Below are 18343 nucleotides of genomic sequence, written 5' to 3'. Positions count from 1 at the left end.
GGGCTCGGCCTCCCTCTCGTTTCCCGATTGCTTCAACTCCATTCTAACCTTTCCGCCTGATTGGAGGTCCGACATTATTTATACCCTTACAAAAAATCAATCATTTTTAAAAATCCCATCTCATCTAAAACCATCACACCCAGTTTTTTAGCTTTCTCCAATTTAGACCCGGCACCCGGCCCGGCCACCACATAATCGGTTTTTTTCGAGACCGATCCGGCAGCTTTACCGCCCCGGACTTTTACTTGGGATTCTGCCTGATTACGCGTCATTCGAGTCAGCTCTCCGGTAAAAACAAATGTCTTGCCTGAAAAAACCCCCTCTTTTTTTTCCTCTCTTTTCAAACGGTGTGTGTTCACGCCGGCTTTTTCCAGTTTGGCAATGACCTCCCGGGTCTCAGGGTGATTAAAAAAATCATGAATACTCCGGGCAACCTTGGGCCCAATCTCATGAATCGCTTCCAGCACTTCTGTCTTGGCCTGACCCAAATCAGCCAGATGCTCGAATTTTCCCGCCAGCACTTCACCGGCATGTTCCCCTACCAATGGAATCCCCAACGCGAAAATAAGTCTCCCCAGAGTTCTGGATTTCGATGCTTCAATTCCCTGCATCAAATTCTCCACGGACTTCTCAGCCATCCGTTCCAAAGAAACCAATGCTTCAGTTTGTAATGTATACAGATCGCTGTAATCCCTGACCAGCCCTTGGTCAACTAATTGCTCTGTCAGTGCATCTCCCAGTCCTTCAATATCCATGGCACTACGTTGAGCAAAATGCAGTAACCGTCCCTTGACCTGGGCAGGACAAGCCGGATTAACACAACGCCAGGCAACCTCTCCCTCTAGTTTAACCACTTGACTTTGACAGACCGGACACACTTTGGGCATTTTGAATTTTTTTAAACTGCCGGCCCGCTTCGCCCTAATAGGTTCGACCACGCGCGGTATCACCTCTCCGGCCTTTTCAATCACAACCCAATCCCCAACCCGGACATCCTTGCGTTCCAGATCTTCCGCATTGTGCAGCGTGGCACGCGCAATAGTAGAGCCGGCAAGAAAAACCGGTTCTAATTCCGCGACTGGCGTGAGCACCCCTGTCCGCCCCACCTGGATTGTGATTTGATTCACTCGCGTCTGCGCCTGCTCAGCAGCATATTTGTAGGCAATGGCCCAACGCGGACTCTTGGATGTGGCACCCAAGCGTTTTTGCTGATCAATGTCCTCAACCTTTATGACCAAACCGTCTATTTCATAGTGCAGGTCATGTCTTTGTTTCTCCCACACTTCCAGAAATGTTTTAATGGCATCCAAATCCTGACAAACCTGGCGATTTGAATTAATTGGCAAACCCCAGGTCTCAAAAGCCTGCAACATCCGGCTTTGTGTTTTTAATTGCTGTGCAGTCTTTGCGTCTGCCCCGTATAAAAATACTGCGAGCGGACGTTGGGTGGTCTGACGGGAATCCAACAGTTTGAGCGAACCTGCGGCAGCATTGCGCGGATTGGCAAACAGCTTCTCTCCAGCCTCCTGCTTTTTCAGATTCATTTTTTGAAATGCCTGCCGGGAAAGATATACTTCCCCCCGAATCGTCATAGGCTTTACCGGAGCGGCTGCATCGAGTTGTAATGGCAGTGTGCGTATGGTTTTAATATTATCGGTCACATCATCACCGGTCTCGCCATCACCGCGCGTCACCGCCCTCACCAGCCGCCGGTTTTCATACTGCAGAGCAATGGCCACCCCGTCAATTTTCAACTCAACTAAATACGCCGTTTTTTCACCGGGCAGCGCTTTTTCCACCCGCCGCACCCATTCTTCCAATTCCTCAATCGCATAAGTATTATCCAGCGACAGCATCGCTTCCGCATGTTGTACGCTTTGAAAACCTTCCAGGGATTCGCCACCCACCCGCTGTGTCGGCGAATCAAATACAATACAGTCCGGATACTGTAATTCCAATTCCAGCAATTGCTTATACATGAAGTCATACGCTTGGTCACTGATTTCCGGCTGCGCCAACACATAGTATAAATAATTATGCCGGACGAGCTTACGGCGCACCATTGTTGCCTTTTCTCTAATCACTTTTGTAGATTTTTTCTCCGGCATGCATCCTCCGCCGCTAATTTTTCGGTTTCCTATTGTCAATCAGACGATTCTATTGTATATCATTTCTATTGCTTTGACGTACCAAAAATGATTGTCCCTGATTTTTCACCCAAACAAGGAGTTTTCCATGCAAACCGGTAAACGCTTCTGTCAGCTCACGATTATTTTCATCCTGCCGCTTTTACTGCTGGCCGGCTGTGCAAATACACCGGGCAAACAGGTTCAACCCCAAAAAATCGCTTTGGTCCTGGGCGGCGGCGGTGCACGCGGCTTTGCCCATGTGGGGGTTATCCGGGAACTGGAAGCTGCCGGCATTCCCATTGATATGATTGTCGGCGTCAGTGTCGGGAGCCTGATCGGGGCCCTTTACGCAGACTCCGGCGATTCTTTCCAGGTGGAATGGAAGGCTTTTAAAATCGAGAAGAAAGAGATCTTTGACTTTAAAGTATTTAATATTACGGATGGCTTGGCCAAAGGCGATGCCATCCAAACTTATGTTGACACCAATATTCAAACACAATTTCTCGAAGACATGAAAATCCCGCTCGCCATCGTGGCGGTCGACCTGAATACCGGCAAAAAAAAGGTCTTTCGCAAGGGATTACTGCGCGAGGCGATCCGTGCCAGTATTTCTGTTCCCGGTGTTTTTGCGCCGGTTGTCTTTCATGACCAATTGCTGGTAGATGGCGGTGTCAAAGGGAATCTGGCGCCTGATGTCGCACGCGAAATGGGTGCGGATATTATTATCGGTGTCAATATCGCCAAACCGCGGAAACATTTTTCCAACAACCCGCCCAATGCCTTAACCGTCATTTTGGAATCCATTGATATCATGGGGGATGAAATTGTACAGCTCCGGGAAAAAGAATTTGATTTCATGATCCGCCCTGATGTGGGCACGATCGGAATTACTGATTTTACCCAAAAAAAGGCGCTGATTGATGCCGGACGCAGCGCGACCCAGGCAATCCTGCCTGCGCTTAAAAAAGCCCTGGAAAAATAGCTTTTTCTTCTTCTGAAAAAAGAAAAAATTCTTACTATTATTGAAATATTTCCGATTGGTTCAGAGTCTAATAGACAGGAACAAAAGAGGGAGTATTCAGCGGTTTTCACCTCTGTCCAGGAAAGCCGGACCGGCCATGAAAATACGCGCAGCAAGCATTATTTTTATCCTGTTCGTGCAATTTTCTCATAACCCGTTCCCGATTGATGCCGCCACTGTACCGGTCATCAATCCGGGCAGGAATGACATTGTTGATTCCAATTCACCGCCTGCCGCCCATCAGCCGTTTTTAGAAACACCACTTTCCGAGTCCGACGAATGGTACAACCGGGCTTATAACCGTTTGTGGAACCCGGTTGACAAACAGGTGAAACGAAAAAAAACTTTCATTGCCACGCCGACCTTTAATTTTAAAAATCGCAGCTATCGTGTCCTGCCCGATCCAAAAAAAAAATGCATCTGGTTCTACTGGAAAACGGTTAATTTTCACCGGGTAAGAATTGATATTTATGAAATTTCCGGAGAGCGTATTGCTTCGCTGCACCAACAGCAGCCCCAACAAAAAATCAGCTGGCATATTGGTGATCTACCTGCCGGTATCTTCTATTATCGTCTCACTTTCATCAATAAAAAAAAGACGGCTCTGCCCCTTCAAAAAATCGTCATCTTCCGTTAATTGCCCGATTTTCAGGAAACCTGACAGCGCGGACACCAATGAGTCCCGCGCTGCGCTAAAACCGTCTTACGGATCAATGTCCGGCAAGCAGGGCAGGCATTTCCTTCCTGTCCATAAACCCGCAATTGCTGTTGAAACGTCCCCTTCTTGTGGCGGGGATCAAGATAATCGGAAATACTGGTGCCGCGCGCACAAATCGCCTTTTTTAAAATAGTCCGGATAGCTGTATGCAAACGCAGCGTCTGTGCACGGGTTAAATTTTCCCCGGCCAGAAAAGGCGATAACCGGGCCTGAAAAAGAGCTTCATCCGTATAAATATTTCCCAATCCGGCAATCACTTTCTGGTTCAACAGAAGCGCTTTGAGGGAAGACCGGCGCAATTTCAATATCCCGAACAAATACTCCGGCGTAAAATGCTTCCCCAACGGTTCCGGACCCATTCCGAAAAAAAAATCTTTTTCCGCTTCCGGCGATAGATACTGATAGCGGCCAAACATACGCGGATCGCGGCCATAGAGTAAAAAATCTTTATCCAATCTCATCCGCAGATGCGTATGTTTGTCCGGCAGTACACTACCGGCGGCAACAGCTGGTTTTTTCCCGCCAGAGGTAAAAACCTGCCCGCTCATCCCCAGATGAATAAGCAGACTCCCGGTTTGCAACCGGATAATAAGATATTTTGCCCGGCGCTCGACTTTCACAATTTTTTGGTTTATCAATGACCGGATAAAGGTTGTCTTGGATTGCCCGCGCAGCATTTTGGGGCGTTCTATTTGAACCGCACGGATTTGATGTCCCGGCAAATGCTTATGCAGCACCCGGCGGACGGTTTCAACTTCAGGTAATTCAGGCATCCTTCTCACCTGGTATTGAAAATTCGCATCCGCAATAATGCTGACGGTAGAGGGACATTTCCCGGGAAAGCTGCAAACTGCGCTTAAATCCTTCTTTTTTCTTGAAATCTATTTCAAGAAAACCCACCCCATGTTTTTCCGCCGCCGCCCTGCCAACGCGAAAAATAACATCCGACCGTTTATGCGGAGAAATTGAGAGTGTCGTGGTAAACCACGGAATAGAATGCTGCGCAGCGAAACAAGCTGTTGCGTCTAAATTATAATCAAAACAAGCTTCACACCGCTTCCCCTTTTCCGGTTCCTGTTCCAACCCCTTAATATGCTTGTACCAGGCAGCAGAAGACGTGGTACCCTCCCAAAGCGTAAATCCCATTTCCTCGGCAACATGGCGCGCCGTTTGCAGACGCTTGGCATATTCCTGAACAGGATAAATATTAGGATTATGAAAAAACCCCACAACATCATAAGTAGTCCGGAGTTGTTCAAAAACCGCAGTGGCATCCGGTGCGCAGCAAATATGCAGCAGTACACTTTCTTTTTTCATTTTCCGTTTCCTTCTATCTCATGACGATTTTTTGAGAATTATAGAGATAATCGCTTCCATCCGCAAGGAAGAAATCCCAGCTTGCTCCCAGCCTGGTCCGCATGCTAGGATGTTAGCAACATACGGGACCTGCGGTAGCCCCGACCGGAAAAAGTATTAAGCTTTGAGACGCTGGCGCAACCCTGCCCGGGTTTTTAAATCATTTCGGAGTATTTTTTAGCATTGGAAAAGATAATTTTGTTCGCTAACAAACCATATTTCAAGCAGCACACCGTATACATTTCCGGAGAATTATCGTTTTCCAATGCTAAAAAATACTCCGAAATGATTTAAATAGACTATTGTACAAAAAACAAAATACTTCCGGTAAATATTTTCCTCAAGGATGTGCTTATGCTCATCAAAACCGATCCATCCATTATTGCCGGTTATCTGGAAGATGCTTCCGGGTTTACGCAGGGAACCGCTGATCGTCTGGTGATTCCGGAAAACGCCAATGAAATTGCGGATTTTCTAAAAGCAGCTGCGGAAAAAAAAAATCCCATCACCATTGCCGGAGGTAGAACCGGTGTGGCTGCCGGATGTATTCCCTGCGGCGGAACGATTCTCTCTTTAGAACGGCTCAATCAAATGGATAAGATTGTCACCCGACCGGAAGGCAAACAAATCACTGTTGAACCGGCCGTGCGGCTTGATACCCTCAAAGCTGCGGTCGGCGCTGCCGGTCTTATTTATGGCCCGGATCCCACTGAGCGAACCGGTACCCTGGGAGGCAATGTGGCCACCAATGCCAGTGGCGGCCAGTGTTTTAAATACGGCACCACCCGGCAGCATGTCGTGGGCATAGAGGCGGTGCTGACAACTGGAGAAACGCTTAAACTCCAACGCGGGCAACACATCTCACAGGGGAATCTTTTACAGTTCCCTTTGGAATCAGGAAAATACTTGGAATGCTCACGCCCGGACCTTCCCGGGTTGGGTGTAGAAAAAAATGCAGCCGGTTATTTTTCCGCCCCCAATATGGACCCGCTTGATCTCCTCATCGGCATGGACGGCACCTTGGCTGTGATCACCAAAATAACCCTGCGTCTTTTGCCCGAGCCTGCCGGCATCTTTGCCATGGCCATATTTTTCACATCCATACCGGACGCAGCCGCGTGTGCTACAATCATCCGGAGTGCCGCCAAGGGCCGGCAGCCTATTTCAGGAATCACCCCCGCTGCCCTCGAATTCATGGATAAAAATGCGCTGGATCTCATCCGCGATAGTTTTTCCAATATCCCAAAAAACGCTGAAGCGGTCCTGATGATTGACCAGGAATACGCAGCCGGTCAGGAAGACGCAACTTTGACACACTGGAACAATTTTTTTGAAAAAAACCAAATCCCCGAAAAAATGATTTGGATTGCAGAATCAAAGGCCGATAGAAATTATTTGCGTGAATTTCGGCACGCGCTCCCCGAAACAGTCAACACCATTGTCCGCCAAAGGAAATTTCGTAAAGTCGGCACCGATATGGCTGTTCCCTGTGATGCATTTCCTGAAATGCTTGATATTTACTATCAAACCCTAAATACCTCAGGGTTGGAATACCTGATCTTCGGCCACATCGGAGAATGCCATTTGCACGTCAATATTCTCCCGCGTACACAGGATGAATTTGATACTGCCAAACAGCTCTATATGGACTTTGCCCGGGCTGTGGTCGCACACGCCGGCACGGTGAGTGCCGAACATGGCATTGGAAAAATCAAGCATGCTTTTTTTAAACTCATGGTGGGCGAGACCGGATTTATGGAAATGGCCCGCATCAAAAAAATATTTGATCCGGCCCAAATCCTAAATCGCGGTAATATTTTTCCTGAAGATTATTTAGAATGATTCATGGTATATTTTTAACAAGGTATCTTGATTTCAAAAGAACCGGGAACGTCGTTGGCGCTAAAAAGGTCTAATAAAAATATCACAGGCTTACCCGGCACCCGGCATTCGCCGGGCAGGCTGCCCCGACATGAAGGGTAATCATTTCTGGGGCGCTGCGCAGCCCATCGTGTTCGCGTGGTATAATAAAAAGATCATCCTAAAGGAGTTTCATAATGCCTTCTTTCCATTTGGCAAGACTAAATATTGTTCTGTTTTTACTGACAATGGGATTAACCGGCATATGTCTTGCCGCTTCCACGACACAGGTTGTCATTAATTTTGTAACACCCAGTCCAAACACTCTTGGCAACCCGGCGCAGTATACGATCAATATCGATCTGGCCAGTGACGGCGGTCTTGTCGCCGGTGTCGATGGCTTTTCAATTGTCTTCCCGGTCGGCACATCTGTTCCCGACGGGACCCTCTCCCCTATCCTGGTAGATGGCATAACCGCCCTCAACGCAGTGGGATGGTCATCCACCCGGCAAATTGACATCGCCCCTGCTCAGGATTTGGCCGGCGACACGGCCGGTATAAGTATTGTGATCCCGTCCACCAGCCTAACCAATCCAAGTATTGCTAATAACTATACACTCACTGTTCAAACATCCCAACAGCCTGTCGGCACCAGCCCCATCTATGTTATCACCACTTCCAGCACTTCTGTCAACGTCACCAATGTTGCAATCAGTTCCCCTTTAACCGGTGCGGCAGCTCAATATAATATTGATTTTTCAACCGCTTCAGACGGCGCACTAATAGGCGGCACCAGTTCCATTATTGTCACGTTCCCGGCAGATACCGCAATCACCAATGGGTCACTTTCCGGGGTTACAATCGAAGGCACTACGGCAGTATCCGCCAATGGCAGCACCGCTGCCCGAAGCGTTACGATTATTCCTGCACAAAACATTTCAGGATCAACCGCAAACATTACAATCAGCCTCCCCAACACGATTGTTACCAATCCCACGTCAGCAGGCGATTATACCTTGACCGTGGACACCTCGGTCCAACCGGCCGGAACAAGTCCTCCTTACACAATTCTGGCCCCCACTGCCACTTTTACCGCCACACCCACCCCTACACACACTCCCACCGCCACGCGCACTGCCACACCCACCCGCACTGCCACACCCACCCCTACTGCCTCGCCCACCCGCACCGCCTCGCCCACCCGCACCATCACATCCACCCATACCATCACGCCTACCTATACCATCACGCCTACCGTCACAGCAACACCTACCATCACGCCTACCATCACCGCAACACCCACCACCTCCCAAACAATGACCGCCACACCGGTAGATTTTGAAATTTCCCGGGATGATGTTTTAAGCTATCCGTCTCCCGCCTCAGGAAACGACTGCTGGTTTTATTATGCTGCGTCGTCCCGGACGCAGGTCCAAATCGAAATTTTTAATGTGGTGGGAGAAAAATGCATGACCCTCTTAGATGAAAAAAACACCGCCGGCTTTTCCCGAACGCACTGGAATATTGCGGATGTTGCACCCGGTATTTATTTTTACACGCTCCAGTTAACGAACGAAACGCAGACACGAAAAATCGGTCCCAAAAAACTTGTTATCATAAAAAAATAGTGGTCCCCAAACTTTGTGCTTCCAGGCTTGACAACCGGTTTTGGCTCGCTCACAATAGCTGCATGCCCGCCCAGGAGGATTACGCCGTGCCGCTCATGCCTGGAAAACAAGACGCCCTGATTGTAGTTGATATGCAAAATGATTTTATGCCCGGCGGTTCTTTGACAGTACCGGAAGGCAACCGCATTGTACCTGTGATCAACCGCATGCTCGATTATTTCCCTTGGCGTATTCTAACCCGCGACTGGCATCCGCCTGATCATGTCAGCTTTTCCAGCAACCCCACGTTTTCTGATGGCTCCTGGCCGGTGCATTGTGTGCAAAATACACCCGGTGCCGACTTCCATGCCGACTTGCACCAGCATAAGGCATCACTGATTGTCAGTAAAGCGATGGACGCCAAACGAGACGCATACTCCGGATTTGAACAAACCGAGCTTAACTCATGGCTCAAACAAAGAGATATCCAGCGCGTTTTCATCACAGGGGTCGCGACTGACTATTGCGTCAAAGCAACCGCCTTAGATGCTCACGCCAATGGATTTGAAACCGTGCTTATACAAAATGCGATCAAAGGCGTCGACCAGCCGCCGGGTTCTGTCGAAACCGCTCTCACCGTCTTGGTGCAGTCAGGAATACAGTTAGTTCTTTCAGGAGATATCCTATGTTCCTAAAAACACCCCTCACTCCCTGGATCAAGCGTCAGGACATGGCATTGCTCACGGATTTCTATGAATTAACCATGCTTTCAGGCTATCTCCGGAATGGTTTGGCCAATCAGCAGGTAATTTTTGAATATTTTTTCCGGACCCTGCCGCCCAACAATGGTTTTGTGATTACTGCCGGATTGGAACAATTTATCGATTATCTGGAATCACTGGTGTTCTCACCCAGTGACCTGGATTACCTGGCCGGATTAAATCTATTCAATCAAGCGACATTGGACTATCTTCAGGATTTCAAACCTGCCATTGATGTCTGGGCTGTCCGTGAAGGCACACCCGTATTCCCGCACGAACCCATCATCCGTCTCCAAGGACCTTTGCCGCATCTCCAACTCGTTGAATCATTTCTTTTAAACGCACTTAATTACCAATCCTTGATTGCAACCAAAACTGCGCGTATTTGTCAGGCCGCGCAGGGAGAACCGGTTTTAGAATTCGGATTGCGGCGCGCACAAGGACCGGATGGCAGTCTGATTGGCAGCCGGGGAGCTTATATCGGAGGTGCGATCGGTACCAGCAACGTCTTGGCAGGAAAAACTTTTAATATCCCCGTACTCGGGACCCATGCCCATTCCTGGGTCATGAGTTTTCCCAGTGAAAAAAAAGCTTTTGAAGCATTTGCCGATGCTTTTCCAAAACGATGCGTCCTGTTGGTGGATACCTACGACACGCTAAAAAGCGGGGTTCCCAATGCGATTGAAACTTTTAAAAGCCGCCCTGAACTCGAACCTGCCATCCGTATCGACTCCGGGGACCTGGCCAAGCTTTCCAAAGCCGCATTTAAACAATTTAACCAAGCCGGGATGCCAACTGTAAAAATCGTAGGGACCAATGATCTGGATGAAGATTTAATTGCGGATTTAAAACGCCAGGGTGCAAAAATCAATACCTGGGCGGTTGGTACACACCTGATTACTTCCAAAGACCATCCCGCACTGGACGGCGTCTATAAACTTGTGGCCATTCAAAAAGAAGACGCCTGGATTCCGCGTATCAAAATTTCCGGAAACCCTGAAAAAGCCACCGATCCGGGTATCAAACGTACGATTCGTTGTTACAACGCTGAAAACCAACCCTTGGGTGACATTTTAGTAACCGCGCACGAACCCCTGCCCAAAGGTCCCGTCATCACAGCCATGGACCGGCAATATCTTCACCAGAAAAAAAAGCTGGAAAACATCGCACGCACCGAAGATTTGCTGCAACCGGTTTTCCAAAACAACCGGCGAACAGCACCTGCACCCAGTCTAACCGAAATTAGAAATTACTCTCAACAATGTCTAACTGAATTCCCGGAAGAATATTTGCGCCTGCGGAATCCTGAAATTTACTGGATTGGACTTTCAGAAGAACTCACAAAAATCAAACAAGCTGCCTTACACAAGGTGTACGAATAAATAATATTTCTTTGCGGTACTTACCACAAACCCTTGGTTTTACGTTTATTTTTTGGTGCTTTGCGGGGGTTGCCTTTTTTCTTCGTATGTCCCACCCAACCTTGTTCTTCACGCTTGCCGTGCCAGGTGTCGGGATTTCTCAGAGGCGGCTCTCCCGCCTGGCTTTTCCGGAGCAACTCCTCCGGCGGCAGCACCACCACACCGTGCCGGCGGCAGGCAGACCCTAAATCACGGTCAGCCGTGACCACCAGATACCGTGATCGCTGATGCGCATCACGCGCCACCATATCAACAATCACATCATCGGCCGTCTCCCCCTGGGCGGAATAAATAACATTAATACCGTTTTTTTGAGAATTTTGTCGAAAAGAATTCTCGCTGTTGGCACCATCATAAACAATGGTCACCTTATTGGAAGTACCCCTCCGATACGCTGCCATTTTTTGAACAAGCGTATCCTGTGCCCCTAAAAAATTAATTTGTTCAATACGCGATAATTCATTATCACGCCGAATAATATTAAATCCATCCACAATCACATGTTTGGCCATAAAATAATCCTTTTTTCATGCTTCATCACTACTATCCAAATTATGCTAACTAAAATGAATATGATTTCCCAAGTACCAAAACATAAGTATTCCCGGTAAGTATTTATTTTATTCATACGAAAACGAAAAGACGGATAATCTTCTATAAATGCTGCTTGGCAAATACTGTTGCTTCTTCCTTGATATCGTATCTCGTATTCATAAAATCAATACTTACCGGAAATACTTGTCACACAAAACAGCAATTCCATTTCCAAACCAAAACGGTCTTCCAAATACCCGAACAACCTATTTTTTTGATTCCGTCATGACGAATACGTCCTATTAGTTTATAAGTTAAAAAAAGCCGGAACTTTTCCTAAGAAAAATTCCGGCTCCAACCATTTCCTGCAACTATTTAGAAAGCAAAAATCAAGCTGGCACTGCCCAGAAGCCGCCAGTCGCTGCGTTCAGCATACAAGGGGCGGTCATTCTCATCTTCCAAAGGAATACCATAACCGATCTTGGCCTTAAAAATACCCTGTTTAAGACTGATACCGGGATAAAAGGTCATCGTATTTCCCTTGGAATTCTCCACTAAATCACCGGCACTCGTTGCCTCACCATAGCTGGTACCTTTCAATTCCGCATGCAGTGTAAAAACATCCCCGGTGGGAATTTCAATCCCCAGCGCCCAGTGCGTGGCGTCACCTGGTTTAACCTTCACCGGCTCCATAACTGTACCCACAAGATTTTCTTTATCATATTCTCCGCGATATTCATAACCCAAGTTGGCATGAAGTTTCATAATCATGATGTCCAAATCCGCTGCTAAAAACGGATAGAGATTAAGCCCCTCGCCCAGATATTTTTCCACGTCACCGGTCGGTAATGTAAAATTGAGTCCGGCTGCCAGATTAAAAAGCGGCAGGCCGAGCAGTCCGGTTTTTAACCCAATCCCCAGATCGCGCATACCGCTATAATTTTCATCTCCAACCGCTTCAACATTGCTCTGGACAGTCCCGTAGGGAATTGTCAGTTTGGCTTCCAGCACCGGGAACCCCAGACGGATGAAAACCGGGATATCCATAATCGAATTTTCCACTGCAGACATACCTTCTTCTTCAATTTTTTCATAGGAATAATCAAACTCCACACCCACTTCGATACCTGTCAATCCAGTCACATTGGCTGCCTGTTCAAATGAAATTGGTTCTGCCTGAACCAATACCGGCAATCCCACCAACACAGCACAAACAATTCCTAACATTTTTTTCATCATCGTGCACCTCCCATGAAATACAAGTTACTTTTTTCGTGCTCAGATGTATTTATTTTATCCCTGATCACAATGCAAATCAAGCTATCTTTTTATAAGGGTCACCGGAAAAAAACCGCGCACCGAATTTGACAACCAAATTTCATCCGCCTGAAACAATGCCGCTTTTGTCAAACTTTTCTCCACCACCTGCATCTTTTTATCTTTCAGTATTTTTCCCCTTTCAATCCCCGGCAGCAAGCCGTCCGTAAGCGGCGGTGTAAACCATGTGCCGTCTTTGCGAATAAAACAATTGGTAATCGTCCCTTCCGTTACCCGCCCCGCCTGATTACAAAACAAGACGTCTACCAGGCCTTTCTTCCGGGCCGCAATAAGCGCCTGATTATACAATTCCCGGTTCGTTGTCTTATGATAAAGAAAGCTGTTTTGGGAATCAATCGTTTGAGCGGCAAACCCAATCCGCGCATGCTTAAAAACGGCCTGGATTCCCAGCCGGAACCTTTCAATAGATACCTGCCCCGACGCATTTAACAGTATCCGAATCCGATGCGGCTTGGATGACACTATGGTGTGGGCATACTGTTTTACAGACGCACGGATGCGGTTGACGGGACAAGGCAGTTTAAAAAAATCAGCTGATTTCTTTAAACGTTTTATATGTAGCGACAAATCATGCAACCCTGTCTTGGGTTCCCAGCGCAGGGTTTCTATCAATTGATACTCTCTTGCCAACCGGGTAAAAAAACCGGCTTTCAAATGGCTTTCCCGCCATTCTGCATCAGCCTGTGAATCACTTACAATGCCGCTCCCAACGCCAAAGCAGGCCTTGCCGTCCAAAGGATCAATCGCAAGTGTGCGTATCGGAATATTAAAAACTGCACGCTTTTTCGGCGTGATATATCCGATGGCGCCGGTATAGACCCCGCGGGGCTTTTTTTCCAACCCATGAATGATCTGCATGGTGCTTATTTTGGGTGCGCCGGTCACAGACCCGGAGGGATAGATGCTCTGGAAAAGACCCTGCCAGGTGACATCCGGGCGCAGACGTCCTGAAATCTCGGATGTCATCTGATACAGCGTCGCATACTTTTCCACTTTAAATAACTGTTTTACTTTCACGGTTTTTTCCCGGCATACCCGTCCCAAATCATTTCGCAACAGGTCCACAATCATCAGATTTTCCGCCCGGTTTTTTCTCGAATGAAACAATTCCCGGGCCAGCGCCGCATCCCGGTGAGGCTGCTTGGATCTGGCGGCCGTCCCCTTCATCGGGCGAACGGTCATCCGGTCTTGACAGCGCTCAAAAAAAAGTTCCGGAGACAGCGAAAGAATTGTCTGATGCCGGTTCCTGATCAAACCGGCATAGCCGACCGGTTGTTGCCGGTACATCTCCATAAACATCGACCCTAAATTGCCGGCAACACGTGATTGGAGTGGAAATGTTAAATTAACCTGATAAGTACGGCCGGCGGCAATCGCACGATGAATGGCCTCCATTTTTTTTTGATAAACCGGCCATGATAAGTCGGAGCAAGGTGGTTGCAGCCAATAATCCGGCCACACGGTTTGTTGCTGCTGATGGATTTGATAAAGTTCCCGAATATCCTCCGGGGATAGTTTCAGCGGATTTCTAAAAACACCAAACCAGCCGAGCGGCTTCTTGATTTTCATCGGTCGAGATACAATCGCTTCAAAAGCATAGCCTATTTCATAGGTGAGGTACCCGGCCAAAAAATACCCCGCCTTCAGCGCTTGCTCAACATGGGCAAAAAAACGCGCAACATCTTCGGTGCGATAACAGGCAATCTCACGCTCCGGATTGCCAAACAGCAATCCCGGCGGAGAATACTGCCTGCCCGGATTAAACTGAAAAAACACACCTGGTTCCGGTATGTTTAAAAACCGCTTCAGCCGTTCAGCATTGTTGCCGCGAATTATTTTTCCTGGCAAAACACTCCCCCTCGATACAGCAAGACCCCAATAACCAACATGGGTTATCAGGGTCTTGTAAGTTCAAGCATGCAAAAATTATTTTACTTCGATAATCGCGCCGACTTCTTCCAGCTTGGCTTTCAGGGTTTCAGACTCTTCCTTGCTGACACCCTCTTTAACTGGTTTGGGGGCCGAGTCAACCAAATCCTTGGCTTCCTTGAGACCCAGACCGGTTAATTCACGCACAACCTTAATCACCTGGATTTTTTTGTCGCCGACGCCACTGAGGATGACATCAAACGCAGTTTTTTCCTCAGCCGCAGCCTCGCCGCCACCAGCAGCAGGCATCATACCGCCCATCATCACCGGCGCAGCCGCCGAAACACCAAACTTCTCTTCCATTGCTTTTACCATCTCAGAAACTTCCAGTACTGTCATCCCGCCGATTGCATCAATAATTTCATCTTTTGTCAAAGCCATTTGTCTAATCTCCTTCTGGTCACTATTTATTTTTTATTTTAATTTAACCGCAATTAAGCAGCTTCTTTTTCTTTTTGTTCCTTGATCGCATTTAAAGCATAGATAAGCTTGCGCGTATTGCCCTGGAGCACTGAAAGCAGGTCCTTGACCGGCGCCTGCATGGTCGCGAGCACCATCCCCAGAAGAATTTCCCGCGAAGGCAGTGCTGCAATCGCTTTGATCCCTTCTAAATCAACCAGCTTGCCATCCACGTAACCGACTTTGATTACCAACAATTCATTTTTCTTTGCATAGTCAATCAATGCCTTGGAAGACGCTGCCACATCCTCGCTGAGAAAGCTCACTGCAACCGGCCCGACTAATTGGTCCGCCAATTCAGTAATACCAGCTTCTTCAAAGAGTTTGCGGGAAAGCGTATTTTTCAAGACCTTATACGTCATACCGGCCTTGCGCAAAACATTACGTAACTGGGTAACTTGCTCCACATTCAATCCGCGATACTCTGTTAGAATAACATTCTTCTTTTCTTTCAGCACCTCGCGGATCTCATCCATCACTTGAGATTTTTTCGCCTTGGTTGTTGCCATCTTTTTCACCTGCCTTTCTACAATAACGTTACGATCCACAAAAAAAAGACCCCAGCCTCACCGGGCCGGGGTCTGACTACAAACACCAAAATCATCCTAAGGATAATTCTAACCGCTCGTAATGGCAGACGCCTGATCTCGGTGGGCTGATTGTCAAACCAATCATTTAAACCTTGCGGTGCCGACTGTCTTTGACCGAACTGCTTTTTAAATATTGTAGTAGGGGCGAGGTCACCTCGCCCCTACAGATTATTTCGCTGAAAACTGAGTTACCTCAAGCTTGAGACCGGGGCCCATGGTGGTCGAGATGGCCACACCCTTCATATACTGACCTTTGGCACCCGATGGTTTGGCTTTTAAAATCGTCTCCACTGCAAACTTCGCATTGGCCACAACCTTCTCCGTTCCAAAAGACATTTTACCCACACCAAAGTTTACCAAGCCTTCATTGTTAACGCGGTACTCGATCCGGCCGGCCTTAATTTCCTTGATCGCCTGAGCAACATTCTGAGTGACTGTCCCGGCTTTGGGATTGGGCATCATGCCTTTGGTTCCCAGAGTCTTGCCTAATTTACCCACATCACGCATGACGTCCGGTGTGGCAATCACCACCTCGAAATCAAACCAACCACCCTGAATTTTCTCAATAATATCCTCAAAACCGGCATAATCAGCACCGGCTTCTTCCGCGATTTTAATATTCTCACCCTTGGTAATCACGCATATTTTTTTCGTTTTACCGGTACCATTGGGCAACACCATGGTTCCACGAACCTGCTGATCCGCCTTTTTGGGATTAACCCCCAAGCGAACCGAAACGTCAACCGTTTCATCAAATTTTGTTTTACCGGTCGATTGTAAAACCTCAACCGCGTCTGTCAGTGAATAAATTTTTTCCCGGTCAACCAGCTTTTTGTTGGCACTATGCCGTTTGCTTTCTTTACGCATTTTCATCCTCCGTGGTATTGGCGGATTTCCCGAAGAAACCCTCCCACTAGCATTTTGCTCCGCAAAATGCAGAGCATTTGAAAATCGAAAATAGAAAATTGAGATAATCTCAAATGCGTTCTACTATCTATTTTCTATTTTCAAAACAATTTTGTGTTTTTGCTCCGCAAAATGCAAAGACGATTCACTTGTGCCCGTTTTCCGGATATGAATCACCCCTACGAATTAATCCTCGACTTTAAGACCCATGCTGCGGGCAGTTCCCTCGATAACCCGCATGGCTGCTTCCAGACTGGCCGAATTGAGATCAACCATCTTGGTCTCTGCAATTGTTTTCACACTGGAACGCTTTACCGTTGCAATCACCTGCCGGCCCGGTGTTTGGCTTGCTTTGGCCAAACCGGCCTCGCGTTTGAGCAAAATAGATGCCGGCGGGGTCTTACAGATAAACGAAAAAGAGCGGTCCTGATAAACCGTAATAACCACCGGAATAATCATACCTTCCTGGTTCTGTGTCTGTGCATTAAATGCCTTACAAAATTCCATGATATTTACACCAGCCTGACCCAATGCCGGGCCCACCGGCGGTGCAGGATTGGCTTTTCCAGCCGGGACCTGCAATTTTACAATTGATTTGACTTGCTTTGCCATTGTTCTTCTCCTTAATCCTTCTCAACCTGAACGAATTCCAACTCAACAGGTGTCTGACGTCCAAAAATCGATACCATCGCTTTGAGCTTGCCGCGTTCCAGATTTAATTCTTCCACCACACCGGTAAAATTGGTAAAAGGACCATCAGTAACCTTGATCCTCTCGCCGACTTCAAAATCAATTTTTGGTTTGGGTTTGGACTTGGTGCCTTCCAACTGCCCTAAAATGCCTTTGATCTCATCTTCTTCCAAAGGTGTGGGATGATTTCCCGAACCGACAAACCCGGTGACTTTGGGCGTATTGCGCACAACATACCAGGCATCATCATCAATTTCCATTTGTACCAAAACATAGCCGGGAAAAAAACGTTTGGTTGATATTTTTTTCTTCCCTCCCCGGATTTCAGAAACCTCCTCCGAAGGTATCAGGATCTGAAAAATTCGATCCTCCATGCCCATGGATTTAATCCGCTGCTCCAGGTTGGCTTTCACCTTGTTCTCGTTCCCCGAATATGTGTTTACAACATACCAATTGGCCGACACTTAGACACCCCTATACAATCATCCGGACCAAAATGGTCAGAAGGAAATCAAATAATGCTATAAATAACATTATGATGCCTACCACAATAAAGACCACCAGGGTAGACCCCAGGACCTCTTTGCGGGAAGGCCAGGTTACACGTTTTAATTCCGCATACGATTCTCTTATAAATGTAAATAATTTCCGAAACACCATCACACCTCGACTTGCATGAGTATTTTAACTGGCAGGCCAGGCTGGATTCGAACCAGCAACACCCGGTTTTGGAGACCGGTGCTCTAGCCGTTAGAGCTACTGGCCCGCATAGTTTTTTCTAGGCCAGCAAAACATGACCACGAATTATTTAGTTTCCTTATGCACTGTATGCTTTGCACAAAAACGGCAAAACTTCTTCATGGAAAGTTTTTCCGGATGCAAACGTTTATTTTTTTTTGTGACATAATTTTTGCGCTTACAGTCACCACAGCTTAAATATGTAATTTCTCTCATTCGATATCCCTACCGTTATTCTACAATCTCGGCGATAACGCCGGCGCCTACTGTATGACCGCCTTCACGA

19 protein-coding genes and 1 tRNA gene are annotated in these 18343 nt (G+C 47.5%); 6 read left to right on the top strand and 14 right to left on the bottom strand.

Annotated features, from left to right (window positions below; translation table 11 throughout):
* Positions 1 to 86: 86 nt before the first annotated feature.
* On the bottom strand, positions 87 to 2108 hold the full coding sequence (gene ligA, locus K8S19_13610) for an NAD-dependent DNA ligase LigA (protein MCD4814714.1): 2022 nt from the start codon (positions 2106 to 2108) through the stop codon (positions 87 to 89).
* Between the two features lie 127 nt (positions 2109 to 2235).
* On the opposite strand from ligA, the gene K8S19_13605 reads away from it, so the two are divergent.
* Together K8S19_13605 and K8S19_13600 are read left to right on the top strand one after the other, a co-directional pair.
* Complete coding sequence (locus K8S19_13605) at positions 2236 to 3111, top strand: patatin-like phospholipase family protein (GenBank protein ID MCD4814713.1); 876 nt, start codon at positions 2236 to 2238, stop codon at positions 3109 to 3111.
* 136 nt (positions 3112 to 3247) lie between these two features.
* The gene (locus tag K8S19_13600) at positions 3248 to 3787 is read left to right on the top strand and encodes a hypothetical protein (GenBank protein MCD4814712.1); all 540 of its coding nucleotides are present in this window, start codon (positions 3248 to 3250) and stop codon (positions 3785 to 3787) included.
* 11 nt (positions 3788 to 3798) lie between these two features.
* Here K8S19_13600 and mutM read toward each other — a convergent pair whose 3' ends face one another.
* Together mutM and K8S19_13590 are read right to left on the bottom strand one after the other, a co-directional pair.
* Positions 3799 to 4641 carry a bifunctional DNA-formamidopyrimidine glycosylase/DNA-(apurinic or apyrimidinic site) lyase gene (mutM, locus tag K8S19_13595; GenBank protein MCD4814711.1) on the bottom strand — a complete coding sequence of 281 codons (843 nt, stop codon included), beginning with the start codon at positions 4639 to 4641 and terminating at the stop codon, positions 3799 to 3801.
* Positions 4634 to 5185 carry an epoxyqueuosine reductase QueH gene (locus tag K8S19_13590; GenBank protein MCD4814710.1) on the bottom strand — a complete coding sequence of 184 codons (552 nt, stop codon included), beginning with the start codon at positions 5183 to 5185 and terminating at the stop codon, positions 4634 to 4636. Before K8S19_13590 ends, mutM begins: the two co-directional genes overlap by 8 nt.
* Before the next feature lie 393 nt (positions 5186 to 5578).
* On the opposite strand from K8S19_13590, the gene K8S19_13585 reads away from it, so the two are divergent.
* The 4 genes from K8S19_13585 to K8S19_13570 all read left to right on the top strand — a co-directional run bounded on the left by K8S19_13585 (position 5579) and on the right by K8S19_13570 (position 10834).
* Positions 5579 to 7066 carry an FAD-binding oxidoreductase gene (locus K8S19_13585; GenBank protein ID MCD4814709.1) on the top strand — a complete coding sequence of 496 codons (1488 nt, stop codon included), beginning with the start codon at positions 5579 to 5581 and terminating at the stop codon, positions 7064 to 7066.
* Between the two features lie 215 nt (positions 7067 to 7281).
* Positions 7282 to 8712, top strand: coding sequence for a T9SS type A sorting domain-containing protein (locus K8S19_13580; protein MCD4814708.1), 1431 nt, complete (start codon positions 7282 to 7284; stop codon positions 8710 to 8712).
* 95 nt (positions 8713 to 8807) lie between these two features.
* Positions 8808 to 9386 (top strand): nicotinamidase, encoded by a 579-nt coding sequence (locus tag K8S19_13575; GenBank protein MCD4814707.1) that lies wholly within the window; start codon positions 8808 to 8810, stop codon positions 9384 to 9386.
* Positions 9377 to 10834, top strand: a complete 1458-nt coding sequence (locus K8S19_13570; GenBank protein MCD4814706.1) for a nicotinate phosphoribosyltransferase — start codon at positions 9377 to 9379, stop codon at positions 10832 to 10834. The genes K8S19_13575 and K8S19_13570 overlap by 10 nt, the downstream gene beginning before the upstream one ends.
* 20 nt (positions 10835 to 10854) lie before the next feature.
* Here the strand turns inward: K8S19_13570 and K8S19_13565 are convergent, their stop codons facing one another.
* The 11 genes from K8S19_13565 to rpmG all read right to left on the bottom strand — a co-directional run bounded on the left by K8S19_13565 (position 10855) and on the right by rpmG (position 18273).
* Positions 10855 to 11385 carry an NYN domain-containing protein gene (locus tag K8S19_13565; GenBank protein MCD4814705.1) on the bottom strand — a complete coding sequence of 177 codons (531 nt, stop codon included), beginning with the start codon at positions 11383 to 11385 and terminating at the stop codon, positions 10855 to 10857.
* 397 nt (positions 11386 to 11782) lie between these two features.
* Positions 11783 to 12646, bottom strand: a complete 864-nt coding sequence (locus K8S19_13560) for a transporter (protein ID MCD4814704.1) — start codon at positions 12644 to 12646, stop codon at positions 11783 to 11785.
* A gap of 81 nt (positions 12647 to 12727) precedes the next feature.
* Positions 12728 to 14593 carry an aminodeoxychorismate synthase component I gene (pabB, locus tag K8S19_13555; GenBank protein ID MCD4814703.1) on the bottom strand — a complete coding sequence of 622 codons (1866 nt, stop codon included), beginning with the start codon at positions 14591 to 14593 and terminating at the stop codon, positions 12728 to 12730.
* Between the two features lie 78 nt (positions 14594 to 14671).
* Positions 14672 to 15055, bottom strand: a complete 384-nt coding sequence (gene rplL, locus K8S19_13550) for a 50S ribosomal protein L7/L12 (GenBank protein MCD4814702.1) — start codon at positions 15053 to 15055, stop codon at positions 14672 to 14674.
* 53 nt (positions 15056 to 15108) lie between these two features.
* Entirely contained in the window at positions 15109 to 15642 is a 534-nt protein-coding gene (rplJ, locus tag K8S19_13545; GenBank protein ID MCD4814701.1) for a 50S ribosomal protein L10, read from the bottom strand.
* Between the two features lie 249 nt (positions 15643 to 15891).
* Positions 15892 to 16590: a 50S ribosomal protein L1 gene (gene rplA, locus K8S19_13540; protein MCD4814700.1), complete on the bottom strand. Its 699-nt coding sequence runs from the start codon at positions 16588 to 16590 to the stop codon at positions 15892 to 15894.
* A gap of 225 nt (positions 16591 to 16815) precedes the next feature.
* A complete protein-coding gene (rplK, locus tag K8S19_13535; GenBank protein ID MCD4814699.1) occupies positions 16816 to 17241 on the bottom strand; it encodes a 50S ribosomal protein L11 in 426 nt (141 codons plus the stop codon).
* 11 nt (positions 17242 to 17252) lie between these two features.
* A complete protein-coding gene (nusG, locus tag K8S19_13530) occupies positions 17253 to 17783 on the bottom strand; it encodes a transcription termination/antitermination protein NusG (GenBank protein ID MCD4814698.1) in 531 nt (176 codons plus the stop codon).
* Between the two features lie 10 nt (positions 17784 to 17793).
* Positions 17794 to 17979, bottom strand: a complete 186-nt coding sequence (gene secE / locus K8S19_13525) for a preprotein translocase subunit SecE (protein MCD4814697.1) — start codon at positions 17977 to 17979, stop codon at positions 17794 to 17796.
* 29 nt (positions 17980 to 18008) lie between these two features.
* Positions 18009 to 18085: transfer RNA gene (locus tag K8S19_13520), tRNA-Trp, on the bottom strand.
* Between the two features lie 38 nt (positions 18086 to 18123).
* On the bottom strand, positions 18124 to 18273 hold the full coding sequence (gene rpmG / locus K8S19_13515) for a 50S ribosomal protein L33 (protein MCD4814696.1): 150 nt from the start codon (positions 18271 to 18273) through the stop codon (positions 18124 to 18126).
* Positions 18274 to 18343: the final 70 nt, after the last annotated feature.

Source organism: bacterium, from assembly GCA_021108215.1.
Classification (GTDB): Bacteria; Oederibacteriota; JAAXVQ01; order JAAXVQ01; family JAUVAV01; genus JAIORK01.
This window is presented reverse-complemented; position numbering and strand designations above follow the sequence as displayed.